Raw genomic sequence first — 19,450 nt, forward strand, 5'->3', positions numbered from 1 at the left:
ACTATTAAGTGTGTGTGATGAAAGTCGATCGGTCAAGCGCGCCGCGGCGCATGAATGCCCACGGGTAGGGCTGAATGGGAGGATGAACTCGACTACGAGAGAGGATCGAGAGTGAGCGCGTCGCAACCGAAACGCCCCGGCGACGTTGCGGGACCTACCATCGACGTCGATCGAACGATCGCTGTAGATCAACCGACCGAGGCCGGAAACGTGCTCGAAACCGACAATGAGCCAGGTGCGCAGACGCGGCTGGTCCTCGCAAGCGCCGTCGCGGAATTCGACGCGGCGTGGAAGCGTGCGGACTCACCACCCGCGTTGGCCGACTTCGTACCCGACGCACCGGGTCGCCGAGCGTGCGTGATCGAGCTGGTCAAGGTCGACCTCGATCACCGGTGGCGGCCGGGCGGCGAGCCGAAGCGGCTCAGCAGCTACATCGCCGAGTTCGGTGAGCTGAGCGCCCAACCCGTACCGCCGGACCTGATCTACGAGGAATTTCAGTGCAGGCGCCGCTACGGCGAGCCCGTCGATCCTCAGGAGTATCGGCAGGCGTTCCCCGATCAATGGCAGTTCGTCGCGCCATTCCTCGGCGCGAACGATCGCAGCACGGTGGTCGTGCGGCCACAGCAAAGAGACGAACTCGAAGATCTTGTCGTCGGAGACAGCATCGACGATTTCGACTTGCGTGCCGCACTCGGCCGCGGCGCGTTTGCGAGGGTCTTTCTTGCCAGACAACGGTCGATGGAGCGCTTTGTTGCGCTGAAGATTTCGCACAACCATGGGTCCGAGCCGCAGACGATGGCCCAGCTCGATCACGAGTACATCGTGCGGGTATTCGACCAACGGCTGATCGCGGACCGTGATTTGAAGCTGATGTACATGGAGTACGTCCGCGGCGGCACGCTGCTCGGGGTGCTGGAATACGTTGCCGCAACCGATCCCGATCAACGCGACGGGCATCTCCTGCTGGACGCGATCGACGACGGTGCGCAGGACGAGCCGAGCGGTTCCAGCATCCGGGACGAAATCGCCGCACTGAGCTGGCCGGAAACCGTTGCGTGGCTGGGTCGTCGCCTTGCAGACGCGCTCGATTACGCGGCGCAGCGGGGCGTGCTCCATCGAGACATCAAACCGGCGAACGTGCTGCTGACGGCGGAGGGCGTCCCGAAACTTGCCGATTTCAACATCAGTTTCAGCAATCACATCGCAGGGGCAAGTCCTGCTGCATATTTCGGCGGTTCGCTGTCCTACATGTCGCCCGAACAGCTGGAGGCCTGCCATCCCCACATTGCGCGAGGGGCATCCGATCTCGACGAGCGAAGCGACATGTACGCCCTCGGCGTGCTGCTGTGGGAACTACTGACGGGGCGGCATCCGTTCCGCGATGAGACGAAGGCAGGGGAGAGTGAAACGTCGCTGCAACGCATGCTCGAGGTGCGGCGCCGCGGAATCGAACCGGCCCGAATCTCCGAACTGCCGCCGGACTGCCCGGCAACGCTGCGCCGAGTTTTGCTGACCTGCCTCGCAGCGAAACCGGAGGACCGCTTCAGCACCAACGCCGAACTCGCTCAGCAGCTCGAACTGTGTCTCGACGCTCGCGCACGAGACTTGGTCGATCCGCCTGCGGGAAGTCTGCGGGCGCGGCTTGGCCTGCGGCCGATCCCGGTCGTGATGTCGTCGGTCGTCTTCGGCCAGGCGCTCGGCATGCTGTACCTCTTCATGCACAACTACCGGCTGGTGCAAAACAACATCACGCCTGACGCGAAGTCGCAGCTCGACCTCAGAATCATTCTGGTCGTCGCCCTCGTCATTCCGTTGTGCGGCGGACTGATGTTCTTCCTGTGCCGCCGGGTTCTCAGCGTTCCCTGGGGAATGTGGCGCGGAAAGGTCTACGAACCCGCCGAGCTCGATCGAGCGCGTGCGGACACCCTCGCCTGCGGCGATCGAATCGCGCTCACCGGATTCGTCGCCTGGGTGGCGGCGCTGCTCTTGCTCGGCGGCGCAGTCGCGGCCATCGGCAACCTGTCGGCGGGACTCGTCGACAACCTCGTCGCATCACATCTCGTTGCAGGCGCGGTAGCGGTGACCTACCCGTTGTTCCTCATCGAGTTCTACGTCGTGCGCTGGTACCTGCCCGCATTGTTGACGCGCGGCACGACATCGATGTCGGATGCCTGGCGGCTGCGGGCTCTCGCCCGACGCTGCAACTTGTATCTGGCCATCGTCGGCTCGGTGCCTGCCGTCGGTGTCATCGCGGGCATCGCGTTCCTCGATCGGCAGCAGGTTCGTCAGATCGTCGGCTCGATCGTCTGGCTCTGTGTCACCGGCATCGCAGCGTTCGTCGTCGCCTATTGGCTGTTCCGAAAGTTGGAGATGGACCTGGCCGCGCTGGAGCGCATGGTGACGGCGCGAGCGAAACGTCGCACCGGTCACCGCGATCTGCGCACGGTCGTCAGACGCCCCGTGCGATCAATTCCTTCATGATCTCGTTGGTGCCGGCCAGGATTCGCAGAATGCGTGCGCCGGTGTAGATCTGGCTGATCGGGTACTCGGTCATGTAGCCGTAGCCGCCGAACAACTGCAGGCACTTGTCGGCGACGATGCCGAGTTGCTCGGTCGTCCAGTACTTCGCCATTGCGGCACCTTGTACGTCCAGTTCGTTGTTCAGGTGCTTGGTAATGCAATCGTCGATGAAGACGCGCGCGATGCGAGCGGTCGTTGCTGCCTCGGCGATGACGAATTTCGTATTCTGCAGCGCGAAGAGCGGCTTGCCGAAGGCGTGGCGGCCCTTCGTGTAATCGATCGTCAGCGCGACCGCGTTCTCCATCATCGGAACGGCCATCACGGCCGTGATCAGCCGCTCCTGGACCAGTTGCTGCATGAGCTGGATGAAGCCTTGCCCTTCGGCGTCGCCGAGCAGGTTGGTCGCGGGGACCCGTAGTCCGTCGAAGAACAGCTCGCCTGTGTCCTGACCTTTGCCGCCGATCTTGGAGAGGATGCGGCCACGGCTGAATCCTGGTGTGTCGTCGTCGACCTCGGCCACGATCAGCGAAACCCCGGCCGCGCCCTTCGAGGGATCGGTCTTGGCGGCGATGACGATGACGTCGGCGTTGTGGCCGTTGCTGATGAATGTCTTGGCGCCGCTGATGACGTACTCGTCACCTTCGCGCACCGCGCGGGTCTGAATGTTCTGCAGGTCGGAGCCGGTGCCGGGCTCGGTCATGGCGATCGCGAGAACGATCTCGCCGCTGGCTGCCTTCGGGAGGATGCGACGCTTCAGTTCCTCGGAACCGTAGTGGAGGATGTACGGCGCGATGATGCCGCTGTGGACGCCGTTGCCCATCGAACCTTCACCCGCGCGGACCTGCTCTTCGATGATCGCTGCCTCGTGCGCGAAGGTGCCCCCACCGCCGCCGTACTCCTCGGGGATCATCGCGCACAACAGGCCCAGTTCGCCCGCGCGACGATAAATTTCACGGTCCGGGTAGCCCTGCGCTATGTACTTTTCCTGATTCGGCACAACTTCTTTGGTGAAGAAGTCCCTGGCCAGCTCGCGAACAGCCTCGACCTCGTCGTCGCTCCAGGGCGCTCGATCAGACATTCGTTCCTCCATTGTCTAGGTGATGACAACGGAGTCTATTGACGGTCTGCCAATAGGGCAAACGTGTGCTCAGGTTCGGGCGAGCAGCGCGACCGGCAGGCGGCGGAAAACCTCGGACAGCGGCACCGTTCCAGCAAACACCGCATCGGTCAGGCGGTCGACCCAGGAACCGGGCGGCAATTCGAGCACTGTCGTGCCCCAGCCCTTATCTGCGAGCGCGACGGAATGCCGGGTCGCCAAGGCCAGCACGCTGGAACCACGAACGAAGCCGATCAGGTGGTCGGCGGCGTCGCCTGAGGCTGTGACAGGGGAGTAGGTACCACCAACGAAGCACTCTGGTTTCTGCCTGCGCAGCCAGAGCGCATGCGCAACAACCCACAGCTTCGCAGCACCCGTCGAGTCGACTGAAGGCGGCGAATTCAAGGTGGCAAGCATCCGCTGCCGGACCGAGAAATCGACCACCCGGCGGTTGTCCGGGTCGACGAGCGAGTCCTCCCAGAGTTCGGTGCCTTGATACACGTCCGGGATGCCGGGACCGCACAGTTGCAGCAACTTCTGGCCCAGCGAGTCCGACCAGCCGTGTGGAGCGAGCCGGCCGACCAAGGTGCTCATACTTTCGCCGACAGGTCCGTCGATGACGGCGTCGATCCAGGCGTGGCACGCTTTTTCGAAGTCTTCGTCGACCTTGTTCCAGGTGGTTCGAAGCCCCGCTTCGCGAATGGCCTTCTCTGCGTAGGCATGCAGTCGATCGCGCAGGTCAGGCACCGAGGCTGCAGGCGTGCCGTCCGCAGGCCACACGCCGAACATGTTCTGCAACAGGAACAATCCCGTGATGCCGTCCGGGCTCGGAGTGAGTCGTTCCCACTCGAGCACGTGTTGGGTCCACAGCGCGGGAACCTGGGAAAGCACGCCGATGCGCGCCCGGACGTCTTCGCCGCGTTTGGTGTCGTGCGTCGAGAGTGTCGTCATGGTGCGGGGCCAGCGCCGTGCGCGTTCGGCGTTGGCCATGTGGAATTCGAGGGGCGTGTGGCCGAAGCGCGCCGGGTCGCCACCGACCTCCTGTAGCGACACCAGTCGCGCAGCTCGGTAGAACAGGCAATCTTCGACGCTCTTCGCCGTGAGCGCTCCGCACACCTGGCTGAACCGGACCGCAGCCTCACCGCCCGCGGCGAGACCGGTGCCCACTACCGATAGTGCTTCTGCAAGCGAGGGGTTCGCTTCCACCGTCGCCGCGACGGCACGCGTGAGGGAGCCGGCGAGCGGCGCGTAGTCGGGTCGGTAGACCCGCAGCGAGACCAAGACCTCGACGACAGCCTCGGCCAGTGCGTCATGATCGTGCGCGGACAGCGCATCGCGCGCAATCGCGGCGACGAGCCTGCGCACCTCGGGGGCGAGGTCAGTCGTGGCGACCTGGCGTTTGACTTCGGTTTCGGCCAATTCCAGCCAGTCGGCATCGCCTGGCGTGCCTGCGATTTCGGTGGAGAGCTCCGCAAGTCCGCGCGCACCGGCTCGGTCGACGAACACTCCGCCGAGCTCGGCCAGTGCCTCGTAGCCCGTGGTGCCGTCGACCGGCAGCGTCGCGTCGAGGGGTTCGGTTGCTCCGAGGATTTTCTCGATGACGATCCAGCGGGTGGGGCCGACCAACTGCCGCAATCGCAGCAAATACGCTGTCGGATCAGCCATTCCGTCGGGATGGTCGATCCGCAGGCCGTCGATCACGTCGTGTGCCGCCCATGCCGCAACCTGGGAGTGCGTCGCGTCGAACACTCGGGGATCTTCCTGCCGCAGCGCCGCGAGACTGTTGACCGTGAAGAATCGCCGATAGGTGGCAGCGCCGCAGCGCCAGTTCGCCAACCGGTACGACTGCCGATCGTGTACCGCGAGAGCGTTTCCCTCGTCGGTGCCGGGCTTGATCGGGAATCGCAGGTCGCCGAACGCAAGCATCGGTTCCGGTTCGGTACGGTCGATGCGCAACGCCGCGACGTCGTTCTCGCCGTCGAAGACGGGCAACGCAATCCGGCCACCCGCACCGTTGTCGGTACGCCAATCGATGTCGAAAAAGGGGGCGTAGGGGGAATCGAGCCCGTGCTTCAACACGTCCCACCACCAGGCATTCTGGCGAGGATCGCTGACGCCGACGTGGTTGGGCACGATATCGATCACCAAACCCATTGCGCGGGTCCGTAGCTCGTCGGCCAATGCCCGTAGTCCGGCGGGGCCGCCGAGTGCTGCGGACACAGTGGTCGGGTCGGTGACGTCGTAGCCGTGAGTGGAACCGTGGGCGGCGGTCAACACCGGTGACAGGTAGACGTGCGAGACGCCCAGTTGCTGCAGGTATTCGGCGATGTTCCGGGCGTCGCCGAGGGTGAACGCGTCGGCTCGGAGTTGCAGCCGATACGTCGCGGTGATGGGTGTGGTCACGGTGCCGTCCGACGAAGGACCAGCAACGATCGCGCCGGAACCGTGATCGCTTCGTCGGCAGCCAGTGTCGCGTCGGAGAGGCCGGTCGGCAGCGACGTGTCCAGAACGACCTCCCAGTGCGACCCGTACACGCTGTCTGGAGCTTCGAACTGCAGTTCGTCGCTGTGGGCGTTGAAACACAGGATGAACGAGTCGTCCACGACCCGTTCACCGCGATAGTTGGGTTCGGGGATGCCCTCGCCGTTGAGGTACACAGCGAGCGCCTTGCCGAATCCGCTGTCCCAGTCTTCCAACGTCATTTCCTCGCCTGCCGGTGTCAGCCAGGCGATATCGCGCGTTTGATCGCCGGACCGAATCGGCTTGCCCTCGAAGAATCTGCGCCTTCGAAAGACCGGATGTTTGCGACGCAACGTGATGACGTTTCGAGTGAACTCGAGCAGGTCCGCGTTCGTCTCCACCAAAGACCAGTCCATCCAGGACAACTCGGAATCCTGGCAGTAGACGTTGTTGTTGCCTTGCTGGGTCCGGCCGATCTCGTCGCCGTGCGCGATCATCGGCGTGCCCTGGCTGAGCAGCAGCGTCGCGAGGATGTTGCGGCTCTGCCGCCCCCGGAGGTCCAGAATCTCGGGGTCGTCGGTCGGCCCTTCGACTCCGCAGTTCCACGACCTGTTGTGGCTCTCGCCGTCGTTGTTGTCCTCGCCGTTGGCTTCGTTGTGTTTCTCGTTGTAGGACACCAGGTCGCGCAGTGTGAATCCGTCGTGTGCGATGACGAAGTTGATGCTCGCGCCCGGGCGGCGGCCTGTCGCCTCGTACAGGTCCGACGAACCGGTGAGTCGAGATGCGAACTCGCCCAACGTCGCCGGCTCGCCCCGCCAGAAATCCCGCACGGTATCGCGGTACTTGCCGTTCCACTCCGTCCACAGACCGGGGAAGTTGCCGACCTGGTAGCCGCCTTCGCCGACGTCCCACGGTTCGGCGATGAGTTTGACCTGGCTGACGACCGGATCTTGTTGCACGAGATCGAAGAATGCCGACAGGCGGTCAACGTCGTGCAGTTCGCGCGCCAGAGTCGAAGCCAGATCGAACCGGAAGCCGTCGACGTGCATTTCGAGGATCCAGTAGCGCAGCGAGTCCATGATCAGCTGGAGCGTGTGCGGATGCCGCGCGTTGAGGCTGTTTCCGGTGCCGGTGTAGTCCATGTACATCGCAAGGTCGCCGTCGACGAGGCGGTAGTACGCGGCGTTGTCGATCCCACGAAAAGCAAGGGTGGGGCCGTTGTGATTGCCCTCTGCGGTGTGGTTGTAGACGACGTCGAGAATCACCTCGATGCCCTCTGCGTGGAACGCGCGGACCATGGCCTTGAACTCCGAGACGGTTGCACCGGGCTTGCGTGCGGACGCGTACTCGTTGTGCGGCGCGAGGAATCCGAAGGTGTTGTAGCCCCAGTAGTTTCGCAGGCCTTGGTCGATCAGCATCTGATCCTGCAAGAACTGGTGCACCGGCATGAGCTCGATGGCAGTGATGCCGAGGCTCTTCAGATGCTCGATGACCACCGGATGAGCCAATCCTGCATAGGTTCCCCGCAGCTCTTCCGGGATGTCGGGGTGAGTTGCGGTGAGGCCCTTGACATGCGCCTCGTAGATGACGGTCTCGTTGTACGGCCGCTTCGGCGCACGGTCGGACTGCCAATCGAAGAACGGGTTGATGACGACGGTGCTCATCGTGTGGTGGAGCGAATCCAGTCCGTACGTGGTGAGCGACGGGTCGCCGTCGAATTCGCCGTCGAAAGCTTTCCCGTACGGGTCGAGGAGCAACTTGCTCGGGTCGCAGCGGTGTCCGTTCTCCGGCTCGAACGGTCCGTGGATTCGCCAGCCGTAATGGGTGCCGGGACCGACCGTCGGCAGGTAGCAATGCCAGACGAAGCCGTCGACCTCGGCGATCGGCACTCGAGTCTCGACACCGTCTTTAGCGATCAAACACAACTCGACGGCGTCGGCGATCTCGGAGAAGACCGAGAAGTTCGTTCCCGCACCGTCGTACGTCGCACCGAGCGGATATGCACTGCCCGGCCAGACGGCGAGCGCAGCCGGGTCGGACACAGGTTCTGACTGGGCCATCGCTCAACCCTAGCTGTCGCCGTCTGCCCAGTCGCGAGGGCGCTCAAAGCAACGACGTTCTTACGGCGCGTTGTCGTCGTCGTCGAGGAGGTATTCGTCGGGGTGGAAGTAGTGGTTGATCCGAGGCTTTCGCTGGGGATCGATGTGGGCGGGTGGTATCCACAGTGTTCGGCCGCGGTATTTGCCTGTGCGGCAGGGGATTGTGGTCCAGTCTTTTTCGGTTTCGCCGACCAGCGGGTGGTGGAATTCGCAGGCGAAGGTCAACTCGTCGGCGTCGGTATTACCTTGTTGTGCGCGCCAGGCCTTGCAATGGTGGCACTGGCAGAGATACCCCGGTCGTGTGCAGCCTGGGTAGGTGCAACCACGATGCTGAGCGTGCATCACGATCCTCTGATCGGGTTTCGCGATTCGACAGCTACGGCCTAGGTACAACGGTCGTCCGTCGGAGTCGTCGAAGATCGCCAAGTAGTGGTTGGCATGGGCGGCGAGCCGGATCAGCTCGCGATTCGGGAGCAGTGACCCGCCGCCGGTCACGGCGGACCCGACGAGGCTGTACAGCTCTTTCAGTGTGGTCGACACAATCACTGTCACCGGCAGTCCACGGTGCTGGCCGAGTTCGCCGGAGGCGAGCATGGCTCGGCACGACGCTTTGATCGCGTCGTGTTGGCGTTGCCCGGTGTTGCGGCGATCCTTCGCTGCGTCGACCTCGCCCGGTTCGCCGTCCGCGATGGGTGATTCGTCGTCGGGGTTGCACATGCCGGGTTTCGCCCATTTGGCGAACAAGGCTTCCAAGTAGGTGCGGAGTTCGGGGTCGGCGGTAAAGGTGCCGGTGCTCATCAAGTCGGGGCCTTGCTTACCGAGATGGAAGCTGCGGCGGCGGGCGCGGTCTTGGTCGTCGAAGTGTCCGTCTGGGTTGAGGTGTGCGTCGAGCCGGTCGGCAGCTTTTTTCAGTTCGTCGGGTCGAAGCGCACCGGCGAGTTGGGCAAGTCGTTGTTCGGCTGCTTCTCGGGTGCCGATGTCGACATTGTTGGGTAGGTGTCGAAAAAAGTCGCGCACGACTTTGATGTGGTCGCGCCCGATCAGCCCGGATCGTTGGGCAGCGGCAGTGTGTTCACGCATTGGCGCCAACGGTTGGCCGGTGATCGAGGTTCGTTCAGCCAAGTCTTCGGCTTCGCTGATCCGGCGTCCCAGTTCGGTGCGGGTGATCCGCAACGTGTCCGCGATGACGTCGCGGTTGCGCTGGTTGCCGAAGACTTCGTCAGGCGCTTTCACCACTTTCAGCAATGCGTTGTGTCCGAGCGCCGGGATGCGTCGTGCAGCGCTTTCCAGCCCGCGCAGCACTTCGAGGTGCACCGCTTCCGGCAAGATCGGTGAGAGCGCGGCGATCGTGTCGAGTGCCGCGGTCAGAGCGGCCAGCGCCGCTTCCGTTGCCTCATCGATGATCACCGTCCTCGAACCCATGTGCTAATTGTATCGGCGCACACCGACAGAAATCCGTACCCTGTGACTCCAGATGCGGTTGTGACGCAACGGATTACCGCGATCGTGACAGGTTGGGCACACCGAGTGCACGTTGCACAGACCGCAAAAACTTGAACACCGTTCAGGGACCCCGGTACCGTCAACCTCGTGACGCCCGACGAAATTTCCGCCATCGACGCCGCCCATGTCTGGCATCCGTACGGCGGGTTCCCGGCGTCGACGACGCCATTGGTGGTGGCCAGCGCCGTGGGAACGCGCTTGCAGCTGGCTGACGGGCGCGAGTTGATCGACGGTATGAGCTCGTGGTGGGCCGTCATTCATGGTTACAAACACCCGGTGTTGGACGCCGCGATCGTCGACCAGCTCGGTCGGATGAGTCACGTCATGTTCGGCGGACTGACCCACGAACCTGCGGTGCGCCTGACCGAGTTGCTCGTCGACCTGACACCGCACGGACTGGACAAGGTATTCCTCGCCGACTCCGGATCGGTCTCGGTGGAGGTCGCGGTCAAGATGTGTCTGCAGTACTGGCGCAGCGTCGGTATGCCGGGGAAGACGCGGCTGCTGACCTGGCGCGGCGACTACCACGGCGACACGTTCACGCCGATGAGCGTCTGCGATCCAGACGGCGGCATGCACTCGCTGTGGACCGACATTCTGGCCGAACAGATCTTTGCCCCGATGCCGCCACGAGAATTCGATGCCGACTACGTCGACGAGTTGGCGCACCTGCTGAGTGAGCACGCGCACGAGGTCGCCGCGGTGATCGTCGAACCAGTCGTCCAGGGGGCGGGCGGGATGCGATTTCACGATCCGAGGTACTTGCGCGAGCTGCGCCGGCTGTGCGACGACCACGAGGTGCTGCTCGTATTCGACGAGATTGCAACAGGTTTCGGCCGGACCGGTCAGCTGTTCGCGGCCGATCACGCCGACGTCTCGCCGGATGTGATGTGCGTCGGTAAGGCGCTGACGGGGGGATACATGACCCTGGCTGCGGCGCTGTGTACGACGGCCATCGCGGAATCGATCAGCGTTGCCCACGGTGGCCTGATGCACGGACCGACTTTCATGGGCAACCCGCTGGCCTGCGCGGTTGCGGTCGCATCGATCGAATTGCTGCTCTCGCGCGACTGGCGTGCCGAAGTCGCGGGGTTGGCTGCCGGGTTGGAACGCGGCCTTGCGCCTGCGCGCGAACTACCGGGAGTCGTCGAGGTTCGAGTGCTCGGCGGAATCGGCGTCATCGAGCTCGACCACGCGGTGGACATGCAGGCTGCAACCGACGCAGCGGTCGACGCGGGCGTCTGGCTGCGACCGTTCCGGAATCTGATCTACGCGATGCCTCCCTTCATCAGCACCGACGACGATCTGCAGCGCATTACGACAGCGATGGTCGCCGCGGCCGCGGTTGGGTGACGATTTACCCGCGCGCTTCGACAAGCAGAGCGTCGGAGTTCTTCGCGGCTCGACGCGCACAAAGGGCTTCCAGCCCGACCGCAACCAACGCCGCGGGCGTAAAGATCCACCAGCTGAGACGGAGCTCGTGGTCGATCACCAGGACTGCGAGCTGAACGACCAACACTCCAGACCACACCGCGAGGAGCCGCGTATCCACTCGCGCGCGCCGGATGGCGTCCGCGTGTGCCTTCTGCAAAAGCGGGACCCACACAAGTGGATCCGAGCCAGCGGGGAGCGTGCGGGTGCGGATCGCGATTCGCACATTGCGCCGCAGATCGCCTGGTGGATTCGTGTGCAAGCTGGCTAGCAGGGCGTCGGCCCGACGTACGCGTAGGTGGTGCTGCAGTGCGCCCGCCCCGAACGCTACGAGGGGAATGGCGAGCGCGGCGTCGGCGACGGACGGCCCGATTTCGCGGATGGTGATCCAGGCCAAGTCGCCGACTACCGTTGCGAGTGCCATGCCACCGAGCGTCAGGCGCGCGCGGTTGGAGTCGCCACGTGCACTGCGAATCAACGCGACCCAGGAGTCCGGCGCGGCGTCGCGCGGGATTCGTCCGGTCCGCAGGGCGAGTGCCAACTCGTTGGCGAATTCGAGGTCGGGACCGCGAAGCAGGTTGCGCCGCAGCAGGATGCCGATTGCGGCTCCGATCAGCAGCGATGTAGCGAGAATCGCGATGACTGTTGCATTCATTGTCGGTGGCACACTTTCGTTCACTCCTCTGGTAGCGCAAGATTCGCAGAGTGCGGTCCGCGCGCGACACCCCTCCAGGGCTGGATATGGCCCACACCACCAGAGCCCCGCTTGAACGCTGTTCAAGTTCGCGTATGCTGATCCCTTGTGGGTTCCGAAAGAAACGCGCTGAGCTGGCTCGACGACCGTGAACGGGAGCGTCGAGCAGCTGGACTGCGCCGGGAGCTGCGGCCGCGCACACCCGCGACCGGGCTGATCGACCTCGCCTCCAACGACTACCTGGGCCTGGTTCGCCACCCCGAGGTCATCGACGGTGCCATCGCGTCGACGCGGCGCTGGGGTGCTGGTTCGACGGGATCACGCCTGGTCACCGGCTCGACGACCGAGCACGCGATGCTCGAAAACGAACTCGCGGACTTCGTGGGCGCCGAAGCTGGCCTGGTGTTCGCTACCGGCTATGCCGCGAACCTCGGCGCGGTCACTGCGCTGGCAGGACGCGGGTGCCTGGTGGTGTCCGACGCGGGCAGTCACGCCTCGCTCGTCGACGCGTGCCGGCTATCGCGTGCTCGGGTCGTCGTCGCACCGCACGGCGACGTCGGTTTCATCGAGACCACCCTGCGCGAACGGACCGAAGAACGAGCCCTCGTCATCACCGACTCGGTCTTCAGTGCCGACGGCGACCTCGCGCCGCTTCGGGAAATGCACCGAATCGGTCGGGAACACGGCGCGATCCTCGTCGTCGACGAAGCGCACGGAATCGGTGTTCGCGGTCTCGGCGGCCGTGGCCTGGTGCACGAACTCGGTTTGGCGGGCGAGCCGGACATCGTGATCACCGCGACCTTGTCGAAATCGCTTGCCAGTCAAGGGGGAGTGGTCCTCGCGCACTCGAAGGTGGTTGCGCATCTGATCGACTCGGCCCGTTCGTTCATCTTCGATACCGGCCTGGCGCCGGGCGCGGTCGGCGCTGCGCGCGCGGCTCTCGGTGTATTGCAGCGGGAACCGCAGCGCGCGCAGGCGGTTCTGGACCGGGCCGCAGACCTCGCACGCATTGCTGGCGTCGGCGCACCCGAATCCGCTGTTGTCTCGGTCATTCTCGGCGATCCGCAGCGCGCCTTCGACGCAGCGACCGCATGCCGCGAGAACGGGCTGAGCGTCGGCTGTTTCCGGCCGCCGTCGGTTCCGGAAGGAACGTCACGCCTGCGGCTGACGGCCCGAGCGACCTTGACCGCTCACGAGCTGTCGACGATCGAGACGGTGCTGACCGAGGTCCTCGCACCCGCGGCAACATGATTCTTCTCGTCACCGGTACCTCGACCGGCGTCGGCAAAACGGTCGTCACCGCCGCGCTCGCAGCCATGACTGTGCGTGAGTTCGGCCCCCAGGGGGGCCAAACTCACGCACGGTCCGTGGCGGTGGTGAAGCCCGCACAAACCGGCGTTTTACCTGGTGAACCTGGCGATCTCGAGGACATCACTCGCCTGTCGGGAGTGACGTCGACGCTCGAATTGGCCCGCTACCCCGACCCTTTGGCGCCCGACACGGCAGCGCGCCGGGCTGGATTGCGACCGCTGACCCTCGATCATGTGGTCTCGAGCATTCGCGACCTGGACGCGGACATCACCATCGTCGAAGGCGCGGGCGGCCTGCTAGTCCGGCTCGGAGAAGAGTTCACGCTCATCGACCTCGCCCACGAGCTGGAAGCGCCGGTACTCGTCGTCGCAGCTGCTGGGCTCGGCACGCTGAACCACACCGAGCTCACTGTCCAGGCGTTGGACAACGCAGGAATTACGTGCTCAGGCCTGGTCATCGGGTCGTGGCCGGCCGACCCGGACCTCGCGGCCCGATGCAACCTGATCGACCTGCCGCGGGTGACCGGCGTCGACATCGTCGGTCGCATCCCTGAAGGCTCCGGCGCACTCGATCGGGCACAGTTCCTCGCCGCTGCGCCGAACTGGTTCGATCCCGGCTGGTTGCCGAACGCGGTTGCTAAGGCTGGATAGACCAGGATCCGATCGGTTCGTACGCCGAATCCGTGATCTGCTCGGTGACGGGTTCCGCGAGGTCGTAATGCTTGAGGTTACCCGCCCAATACCGTAGTGCTCTGCCGATTTCGGTGATCGCGGTCGGTTGATCGGACTCGTCGAACGCGATCTCGAGCACGAACTTCATTCGCTGGTCTCCCATCGTTTGTCGTCCCGGTGAGCCTAGTCCGCTGCGGTGCCAGTGTGACCTTTGCGACAATGCATCGGTGAGCGACTATGACGTGTTGGTGTTGGGATCCGGTCCAGGCGGGCAACGTGCGGCGATTGCCGCGGCGAAGCTCGGTAAGAAGGTTGCGATCGTCGAACGTCGCGACATGATCGGCGGAGTGTGCATCAACACCGGCACCATTCCGTCGAAAACCCTGCGTGAGGCAGTGGTTTACCTGACGGGGTTGAGTCAGCGCGACATGTACGGCAGCTCGTACCGGGTGAAGGACGAAATCACCAAAGACGACCTCATGTCGCGGACCCACCACGTGACGAGCAGGCAGATCGACGTGATTCGCAGCCAACTGCGCCGCAACCGCGTCGCGCTGCTGCAGGGCACAGGACGTTTCACCGACCCGAACACGATCGAGATTCAGGACGGTAGCGGGCAAGCGCTTGTCGTGACCGCGGACAAGTTCATCATTGCGACGGGAACGCGACCGGCCCGTCCCAAATCGGTCGACTTCGACAACCGCACGATCATCGACTCGGACGGGATTCTGGATCTCGCCGAGCTTCCGCAGACGATGGTGGTGGTCGGTGCCGGCGTGATCGGTATCGAATACGCGTCGATGTTCGCCGCATTGGGCACGAAGGTGACGGTCATCGAGCGGCGTGAATCGATGCTGGAATTCGTCGACAAAGAGGTCGTCGAAGCACTCAAGTACCAACTGCGCGATCTCGCGGTGACGTTCCGCTTCGGCGAATCGGTCGCGGCGGTCGAGCGTTTCGACAAGGGCGCGCTGACGATTCTCGAATCAGGCAAGAAGATCCCGGCCGAGACAGTGATGTATTCGGCTGGACGGCAAGGCGTTACGGACAAGCTCGACCTCAAGAACGCAGGGCTCGAAGCCGACGACCGCGGCCGGATCCAGGTGGACGAGCACTTCCGAACCGAGGTCGAACACATCTATGCGGTCGGCGATGTGATCGGGTTCCCCGCTCTCGCAGCAACATCGATGGAGCAGGGCAGGCTCGCAGCGCACCACGCCTGCGGTGAACCAGTGCACGAAATGAACAAGCTGCAGCCGATCGGCATCTACACGATCCCGGAGATCAGCTTCATCGGTAAGACCGAGGACGAACTGACGCATGAGAAGATCCCGTTCGAGGTCGGCATTTCGCGTTATCGCGAACTGGCGCGCGGCCAGATCGTCGGCGACTCCTACGGCGTGCTCAAACTGCTGATCTCACCGGAGACCGGCGAGGTCCTCGGCGTTCACATCTTCGGCACGCAGGCAACGGAATTGATTCACATCGGTCAAGCCGTGATGGGATGCGGCGGGACCGTCGACTATCTGGTCGACGCGGTGTTCAACTACCCGACACTGGCCGAGTCGTACAAGGTGGCCGCGCTCGACGCGACGAACAAGATTCGCGCGTTGTCGTCGTTCGCCGACGACTAGCACCGAAATTCAGTTTCGTCCGGGGCAGGCAGTCCGTAAGGTTGCACCCTTGCCCGAACGACGAAGCTGAAAGGAAAGATCCGTGAACACGACCACGACGTTGGCCGGCACCGATCTGCGTGAATCGCTGATCGGCGAGCCGTCGTGCGTGCGTCGGACTTTCGAGGTACTCGGCGAAGTGCTCACGGGGACAAAGGAAGTCACCGAGACCGACGAGACCTTCGCGGCCCGGGTGCTCGGCGAGAAGAACACCGCGTTGGTCTCGGAAACGGTCCGGCTGTCGGCATCGAATTCGTTGTCCTTTGCGGCGGCGCTGGTCGACCTCATCGATCTCTACGGCCCGGAAATCGGTCCGGGCGACGGTAGCGATACCCCGGAGTGGCGGCGGCTCGAACTCGACGGCACGACGTTGTCGTTGCCGAAGACGTTGTCGATGTTCTTCCCGGCCGAAACCCTCGGCAGCGCAGGCGTTGTCGTGCGGCTCATCGGCGCCGACTGCTACGGCGGTCCGGCGTTGTTCGTGAACTCGACGCAGGAGAACCGCGCGGTCGCACGGACCGTCTTCGATCTGATCACGGCAAGTGCCAAGAAGAAGAACGTGCTTCGCGGGCGGGTTCTGCATGCGACCTGCAACGAGGGCCTGCAGCTCGACATCAGCCAGCTGCCGGACCGTGAGCGTTCGAGTCTGTCTGTGCCGCAAGCGGTGTGGGACGAGATCGACACGAACGTCGCTGCGTTGACCACTCGTGCGGACCTGATGCGCGAGCTCGGACTCGGTACGCGACGCGGAGTGTTGCTCGCTGGGCCGCCGGGTGTCGGTAAGAGTGCGATCAGCTCGATCGTCGCTCGCGAACTCGTCGGCGACTTCACCGTGATCCTCGTCGACGCGCGTGCCGGATCGTACGTGCTGCGGTTGGTGTTCGAGGAGACGAAGGAACTCGGTCCGACGGTTGTGGTGCTCGAGGACGTCGACCTCTATATCGGTAACCGCAACAACGGCACCGGTGGTTCGGCGCTCGCGGACTTCCTCGCTGTGATGGACGGCAGTGAACGCTACGAGGACGTCCTGACCATTGCGTCGACGAACGATCCTGCGGCACTGGACAAGGCGGCGACGCGCGCATCGCGGTTCGACTCGATCATCCGCCTCGACTACCCGGATGTTCGCGGTCGGGTGGCGATCCTTCGTGGTCTGCTGGCGAAGCTGGCGTGCGCCGAGTCGGTCGATGCCGACGCGGTGGCGTCGAGCATCGGCGGCGACGTCTCCGGCGCGGACCTGCAGGAGATCGTGCGCAGGGCGGTGCTGGTCCACGGCGTCGACCTCACGACCGACCGCTTGCGCGCCGTCATCGCTCAGGGCCGTTGGAAGCCCGAGCCTTTGGTGGGGAACTACCTGTGAGCACCCCAGCCTGAACCGTGCGTGAATTTAGCCCCTGGAGGGGCCAGACTCGCGCACGGTTCGGCGGGCGTAGTTCCGTGCCGCCTTCTCTCGATTTCCGCATGCCGCCATGGAATGCCAGCGGCGTTTTCCGTTCTTGGACGTGTCGTAGAAGAACAGCACGCACGCATGACCTGCGCACTGCCTGATCCGATCAGGTCCCTGGGTGAGCAGGTCGAGCAAGTTGTCGGCCGCAAGGTAGCCGGGTAACCATTCCTGGCGCGTGACCTCGACCACCTGATTCGGTCCGTCGGCTGCCAATTCCCTTCGCACCCGGCCGTGTTCGAGGACTGCGTTCAATGCGTCGGTCGACTCCGATGTGACGGCTGCATGGATCGCGTCTCGGGCCGCGACAAGGGCCGCCCGCGTCTCCTCGTCGGCCCGACAGCGTTGGGTCAGGCCGTTGGATTCCAGCCAGATACGCAGGCCGGCGACGTCGCTGAGCAGGTCGTGCGGTCCGTCGTAGTTCCACCGCGTGTTCAGCAGGTCGACGGCGAGCGGTTCGCCGATGTGCGGCCGGGGATCGTCCATTTTGTGAGCCTAACTGGGTAAACCGATTTTACTGGTTGACAACTCTGTTCTAACCATTAAAGTCAATGTTACCAGTTAGAACCACCAAAGGAGCGACATGACTATTGCGACCCAACCCGTACTGGCGACGGGGCACATCGGCTTGAATGTGACCGACCTGGATCGATCGCGCGACTTCTATCAGCGCGCACTCGGCTTGGAGGTCCAAGCCAGCAGCGGTGACGACGATTCGCGCCGCTGGGCATTCCTGGGTCGTGACGGGATCGTGCAGATCACGTTGTGGCAGCAGAGCGACGGCGAGTTCTCGCCGAAGTCGCCTGGTCTGCATCATCTTTCGTTTCAGGTCGACACGATCGAGCAGGTCCGCGAGGTGGAGACCACGCTGAAAGCGCTCTCGGTGACTTTCACCCACGATGGCGTCGTGTCGCACGGCTTCAGCGCTCCGTCGGGTGGCGTCTTCTTCACCGATCCCGACGGGATTCGGCTGGAGGTCTACGCGCCCACTGGTGCGCACGACGCACCGGCGCCGAGCGGTCCGGCGCCGACCTGCGGTTTCTTCTGAGCGGCGGGTGCCAGACATGGTCGCCGAGATTTTCCACGCAGGGGAGCGGTATGTGCAGGACCGCCTCGGTCAGGCCGATATCGCGCAACGGGTGGGGCGCGGAATCGGCCGCCAGATCCCATACGCAGCAGCCGAATTCCTCGCCGAGCAGCCACTGGTCGTCATCGGCGCGAGAGACGCGGAGGGCTGCGTCTGGGCGAGCCCGCTGATTGGCGCCCCGGGCTTCGTGCGGGTGGTCGACTACGACGTGATCGAGATCGATGTCGAACTCACGACGGGCGAACGGCTCGCCGACGCGCTTCGCGGGAGGGTGTCGATCGGCCTCATCGCGCTCGAGCCGGAGACGCGGCGCAGGATGCGGGTGAACGGCGTCAGCGAGCCGACCGAGCGGGGGATTCGCATCACCGCCGAGCAGGTGTATTCCAACTGCCCTAAGTACATTTCGCGCCGGCCGCTCGACGTCGGCGGCCCGGGTCATACTGGTCCGACGTTCCGCCAAGGTCTGGAGTTGGATCCGCAGCAGCAAGACACGATCCGTGCTGCGGAAACGTTCTTCATCGCGACGACCGACCGTGACGGCAATGCCGACGCATCGCATCGCGGTGGGAATGCTGGCTTCTTGCAGGTGCTTTCGCCGACCCGGCTGCGCTGGCCGGACTATCGCGGCAACTCGATGTTCATGACGCTGGGCAACATCATGGTCAATCCCGCAGCGGGGCTATGGGTTCCGGACCGAGCGACGGGCGCGAGTCTGAGCATCTCCGGAAATGCCGAACTGAACTGGGATTACGGCGATGAACCCGGAGCGCAGTTGCTGATCGACTTCACTGTCACGGACGTCGTTCAGCGACCGTAGGAATGGACGCGGCTGTGGATGCCACCGATGAACAGCTGCAAACCGAAGTCGAATCGTGCTGTCGCGTCGGGGGTTTCGAAGAGGGGAGAGGACTCCTCAGTCAAGACACCGACCGAGTCGAGCTGAATCCGCGACTGTTCGTCGACCGTCTGACCAAGGACGTAGTACAGGAGGGTGTAGGCGGCGAGTTCGGCTTCCGCGCGCGGCATCCGCGCGCGCAAAGCGGCGCTCACGAACTTTTCGCGTGCCTGTGTCGTCGTCAATCGTGATGCGTAGGTGGCCGATACGAGTTCTGCCCCGTCGCGATGAGAGAGCAGCGCGTCGCGCAGTCGGTGGGCGAGTTCTTTGAGTTGGTCGGCCCAGTCGACCGCGACGACCGGCGCGTCCAGGGGCTCGAGGATGCGGTCGGCGACGGCGCCCAGCAGTGTCTGCTTGTTGGGGAAGTGCCAATACAGCGCACCCGGCTGCACATTGAGCGATCCTGCGAGCCTGCGCATGGTCAGGTCCGCGAGGCTGTACTCGTCGAGAATCGCGATGGCGCCGTCGAGCACGTCGCTCCGACGCAGCTGCATGGCGCTCCTCCTGGTTTTGACTCGGTACCTCGACTACCCTAGCCTGAACACTGTTCAAGTTGCACTCGAAGG

The 19,450-nt window shown here is 64.1% G+C and carries 16 protein-coding genes; 8 read left to right on the forward strand and 8 right to left on the reverse strand.

All coding sequences use genetic code 11. The features are described from left to right. The first annotated feature begins 111 nt into the window (after positions 1 to 111). Complete coding sequence (locus FGL95_RS07795; RefSeq protein WP_338079752.1) at positions 112 to 2,481, forward strand: serine/threonine-protein kinase; 2,370 nt, start codon at positions 112 to 114, stop codon at positions 2,479 to 2,481. Here the strand turns inward: FGL95_RS07795 and FGL95_RS07800 are convergent. The 4 genes from FGL95_RS07800 to FGL95_RS07815 form a co-directional block, all read right to left on the reverse strand. Next, positions 2,450 to 3,598, reverse strand: a complete 1,149-nt coding sequence (locus FGL95_RS07800; protein ID WP_169585637.1) for an acyl-CoA dehydrogenase family protein — start codon at positions 3,596 to 3,598, stop codon at positions 2,450 to 2,452. The two genes, FGL95_RS07795 and FGL95_RS07800, sit on opposite strands and share 32 nt — an antisense overlap. Before the next feature lie 69 nt (positions 3,599 to 3,667). Next, positions 3,668 to 6,019: a malto-oligosyltrehalose synthase gene (gene treY / locus FGL95_RS07805; protein ID WP_206071710.1), complete on the reverse strand. Its 2,352-nt coding sequence runs from the start codon at positions 6,017 to 6,019 to the stop codon at positions 3,668 to 3,670. Then, on the reverse strand, positions 6,016 to 8,136 hold the full coding sequence (gene glgX / locus FGL95_RS07810) for a glycogen debranching protein GlgX (protein ID WP_169585638.1): 2,121 nt from the start codon (positions 8,134 to 8,136) through the stop codon (positions 6,016 to 6,018). The genes treY and glgX overlap by 4 nt, the downstream gene beginning before the upstream one ends. A 60-nt stretch (positions 8,137 to 8,196) precedes the next feature. Continuing rightward, the gene (locus FGL95_RS07815) at positions 8,197 to 9,597 is read right to left on the reverse strand and encodes an HNH endonuclease signature motif containing protein (protein WP_169585639.1); all 1,401 of its coding nucleotides are present in this window, start codon (positions 9,595 to 9,597) and stop codon (positions 8,197 to 8,199) included. 168 nt (positions 9,598 to 9,765) lie between these two features. Between FGL95_RS07815 and FGL95_RS07820 the strand changes: the two genes are divergently transcribed. Beyond that, positions 9,766 to 11,031 (forward strand): adenosylmethionine--8-amino-7-oxononanoate transaminase, encoded by a 1,266-nt coding sequence (locus tag FGL95_RS07820; RefSeq protein ID WP_169585640.1) that lies wholly within the window; start codon positions 9,766 to 9,768, stop codon positions 11,029 to 11,031. Positions 11,032 to 11,035: 4 nt separating this feature from the next. Here the strand turns inward: FGL95_RS07820 and FGL95_RS07825 are convergent, their stop codons facing one another. After that, positions 11,036 to 11,764: a hypothetical protein gene (locus tag FGL95_RS07825; protein WP_169585641.1), complete on the reverse strand. Its 729-nt coding sequence runs from the start codon at positions 11,762 to 11,764 to the stop codon at positions 11,036 to 11,038. 147 nt (positions 11,765 to 11,911) lie between these two features. On the opposite strand from FGL95_RS07825, the gene FGL95_RS07830 reads away from it, so the two are divergent. Both FGL95_RS07830 and bioD read left to right on the forward strand, forming a co-directional pair. Beyond that, positions 11,912 to 13,054, forward strand: a complete 1,143-nt coding sequence (locus tag FGL95_RS07830) for an aminotransferase class I/II-fold pyridoxal phosphate-dependent enzyme (RefSeq protein ID WP_169585642.1) — start codon at positions 11,912 to 11,914, stop codon at positions 13,052 to 13,054. Then, positions 13,051 to 13,764, forward strand: a complete 714-nt coding sequence (bioD, locus tag FGL95_RS07835; RefSeq protein ID WP_169585643.1) for a dethiobiotin synthase — start codon at positions 13,051 to 13,053, stop codon at positions 13,762 to 13,764. Before FGL95_RS07830 ends, bioD begins: the two co-directional genes overlap by 4 nt. Here the strand turns inward: bioD and FGL95_RS07840 are convergent. Further along, entirely contained in the window at positions 13,751 to 13,933 is a 183-nt protein-coding gene (locus FGL95_RS07840) for a hypothetical protein (RefSeq protein WP_169585644.1), read from the reverse strand. The two genes, bioD and FGL95_RS07840, sit on opposite strands and share 14 nt — an antisense overlap. A gap of 79 nt (positions 13,934 to 14,012) precedes the next feature. Here FGL95_RS07840 and sthA point away from each other — a divergent pair, with 79 nt between their 5' ends. Then, the gene (gene sthA, locus FGL95_RS07845; protein WP_169585645.1) at positions 14,013 to 15,419 is read left to right on the forward strand and encodes a Si-specific NAD(P)(+) transhydrogenase; all 1,407 of its coding nucleotides are present in this window, start codon (positions 14,013 to 14,015) and stop codon (positions 15,417 to 15,419) included. Positions 15,420 to 15,501: 82 nt separating this feature from the next. Then, positions 15,502 to 16,818 carry an AAA family ATPase gene (locus FGL95_RS07850; protein WP_338079753.1) on the forward strand — a complete coding sequence of 439 codons (1,317 nt, stop codon included), beginning with the start codon at positions 15,502 to 15,504 and terminating at the stop codon, positions 16,816 to 16,818. A 27-nt stretch (positions 16,819 to 16,845) separates the two neighbouring features. Here the strand turns inward: FGL95_RS07850 and FGL95_RS07855 are convergent, their stop codons facing one another. After that, entirely contained in the window at positions 16,846 to 17,388 is a 543-nt protein-coding gene (locus tag FGL95_RS07855; protein ID WP_169585646.1) for a CGNR zinc finger domain-containing protein, read from the reverse strand. Positions 17,389 to 17,485: 97 nt separating this feature from the next. On the opposite strand from FGL95_RS07855, the gene FGL95_RS07860 reads away from it, so the two are divergent. After that, a complete protein-coding gene (locus FGL95_RS07860) occupies positions 17,486 to 17,950 on the forward strand; it encodes a VOC family protein (protein ID WP_169585647.1) in 465 nt (154 codons plus the stop codon). 16 nt (positions 17,951 to 17,966) lie between these two features. Continuing rightward, the gene (locus FGL95_RS07865) at positions 17,967 to 18,806 is read left to right on the forward strand and encodes a pyridoxamine 5'-phosphate oxidase family protein (RefSeq protein WP_169585648.1); all 840 of its coding nucleotides are present in this window, start codon (positions 17,967 to 17,969) and stop codon (positions 18,804 to 18,806) included. Here the strand turns inward: FGL95_RS07865 and FGL95_RS07870 are convergent. Next, the gene (locus tag FGL95_RS07870; RefSeq protein WP_169585649.1) at positions 18,794 to 19,378 is read right to left on the reverse strand and encodes a TetR/AcrR family transcriptional regulator C-terminal domain-containing protein; all 585 of its coding nucleotides are present in this window, start codon (positions 19,376 to 19,378) and stop codon (positions 18,794 to 18,796) included. The two genes, FGL95_RS07865 and FGL95_RS07870, sit on opposite strands and share 13 nt — an antisense overlap. Positions 19,379 to 19,450: the final 72 nt, after the last annotated feature.

Origin of the sequence: Antrihabitans stalactiti, from assembly GCF_012932915.1 — a bacterium.
GTDB lineage: Bacteria > Actinomycetota > Actinomycetes > Mycobacteriales > Mycobacteriaceae > Antrihabitans > Antrihabitans stalactiti.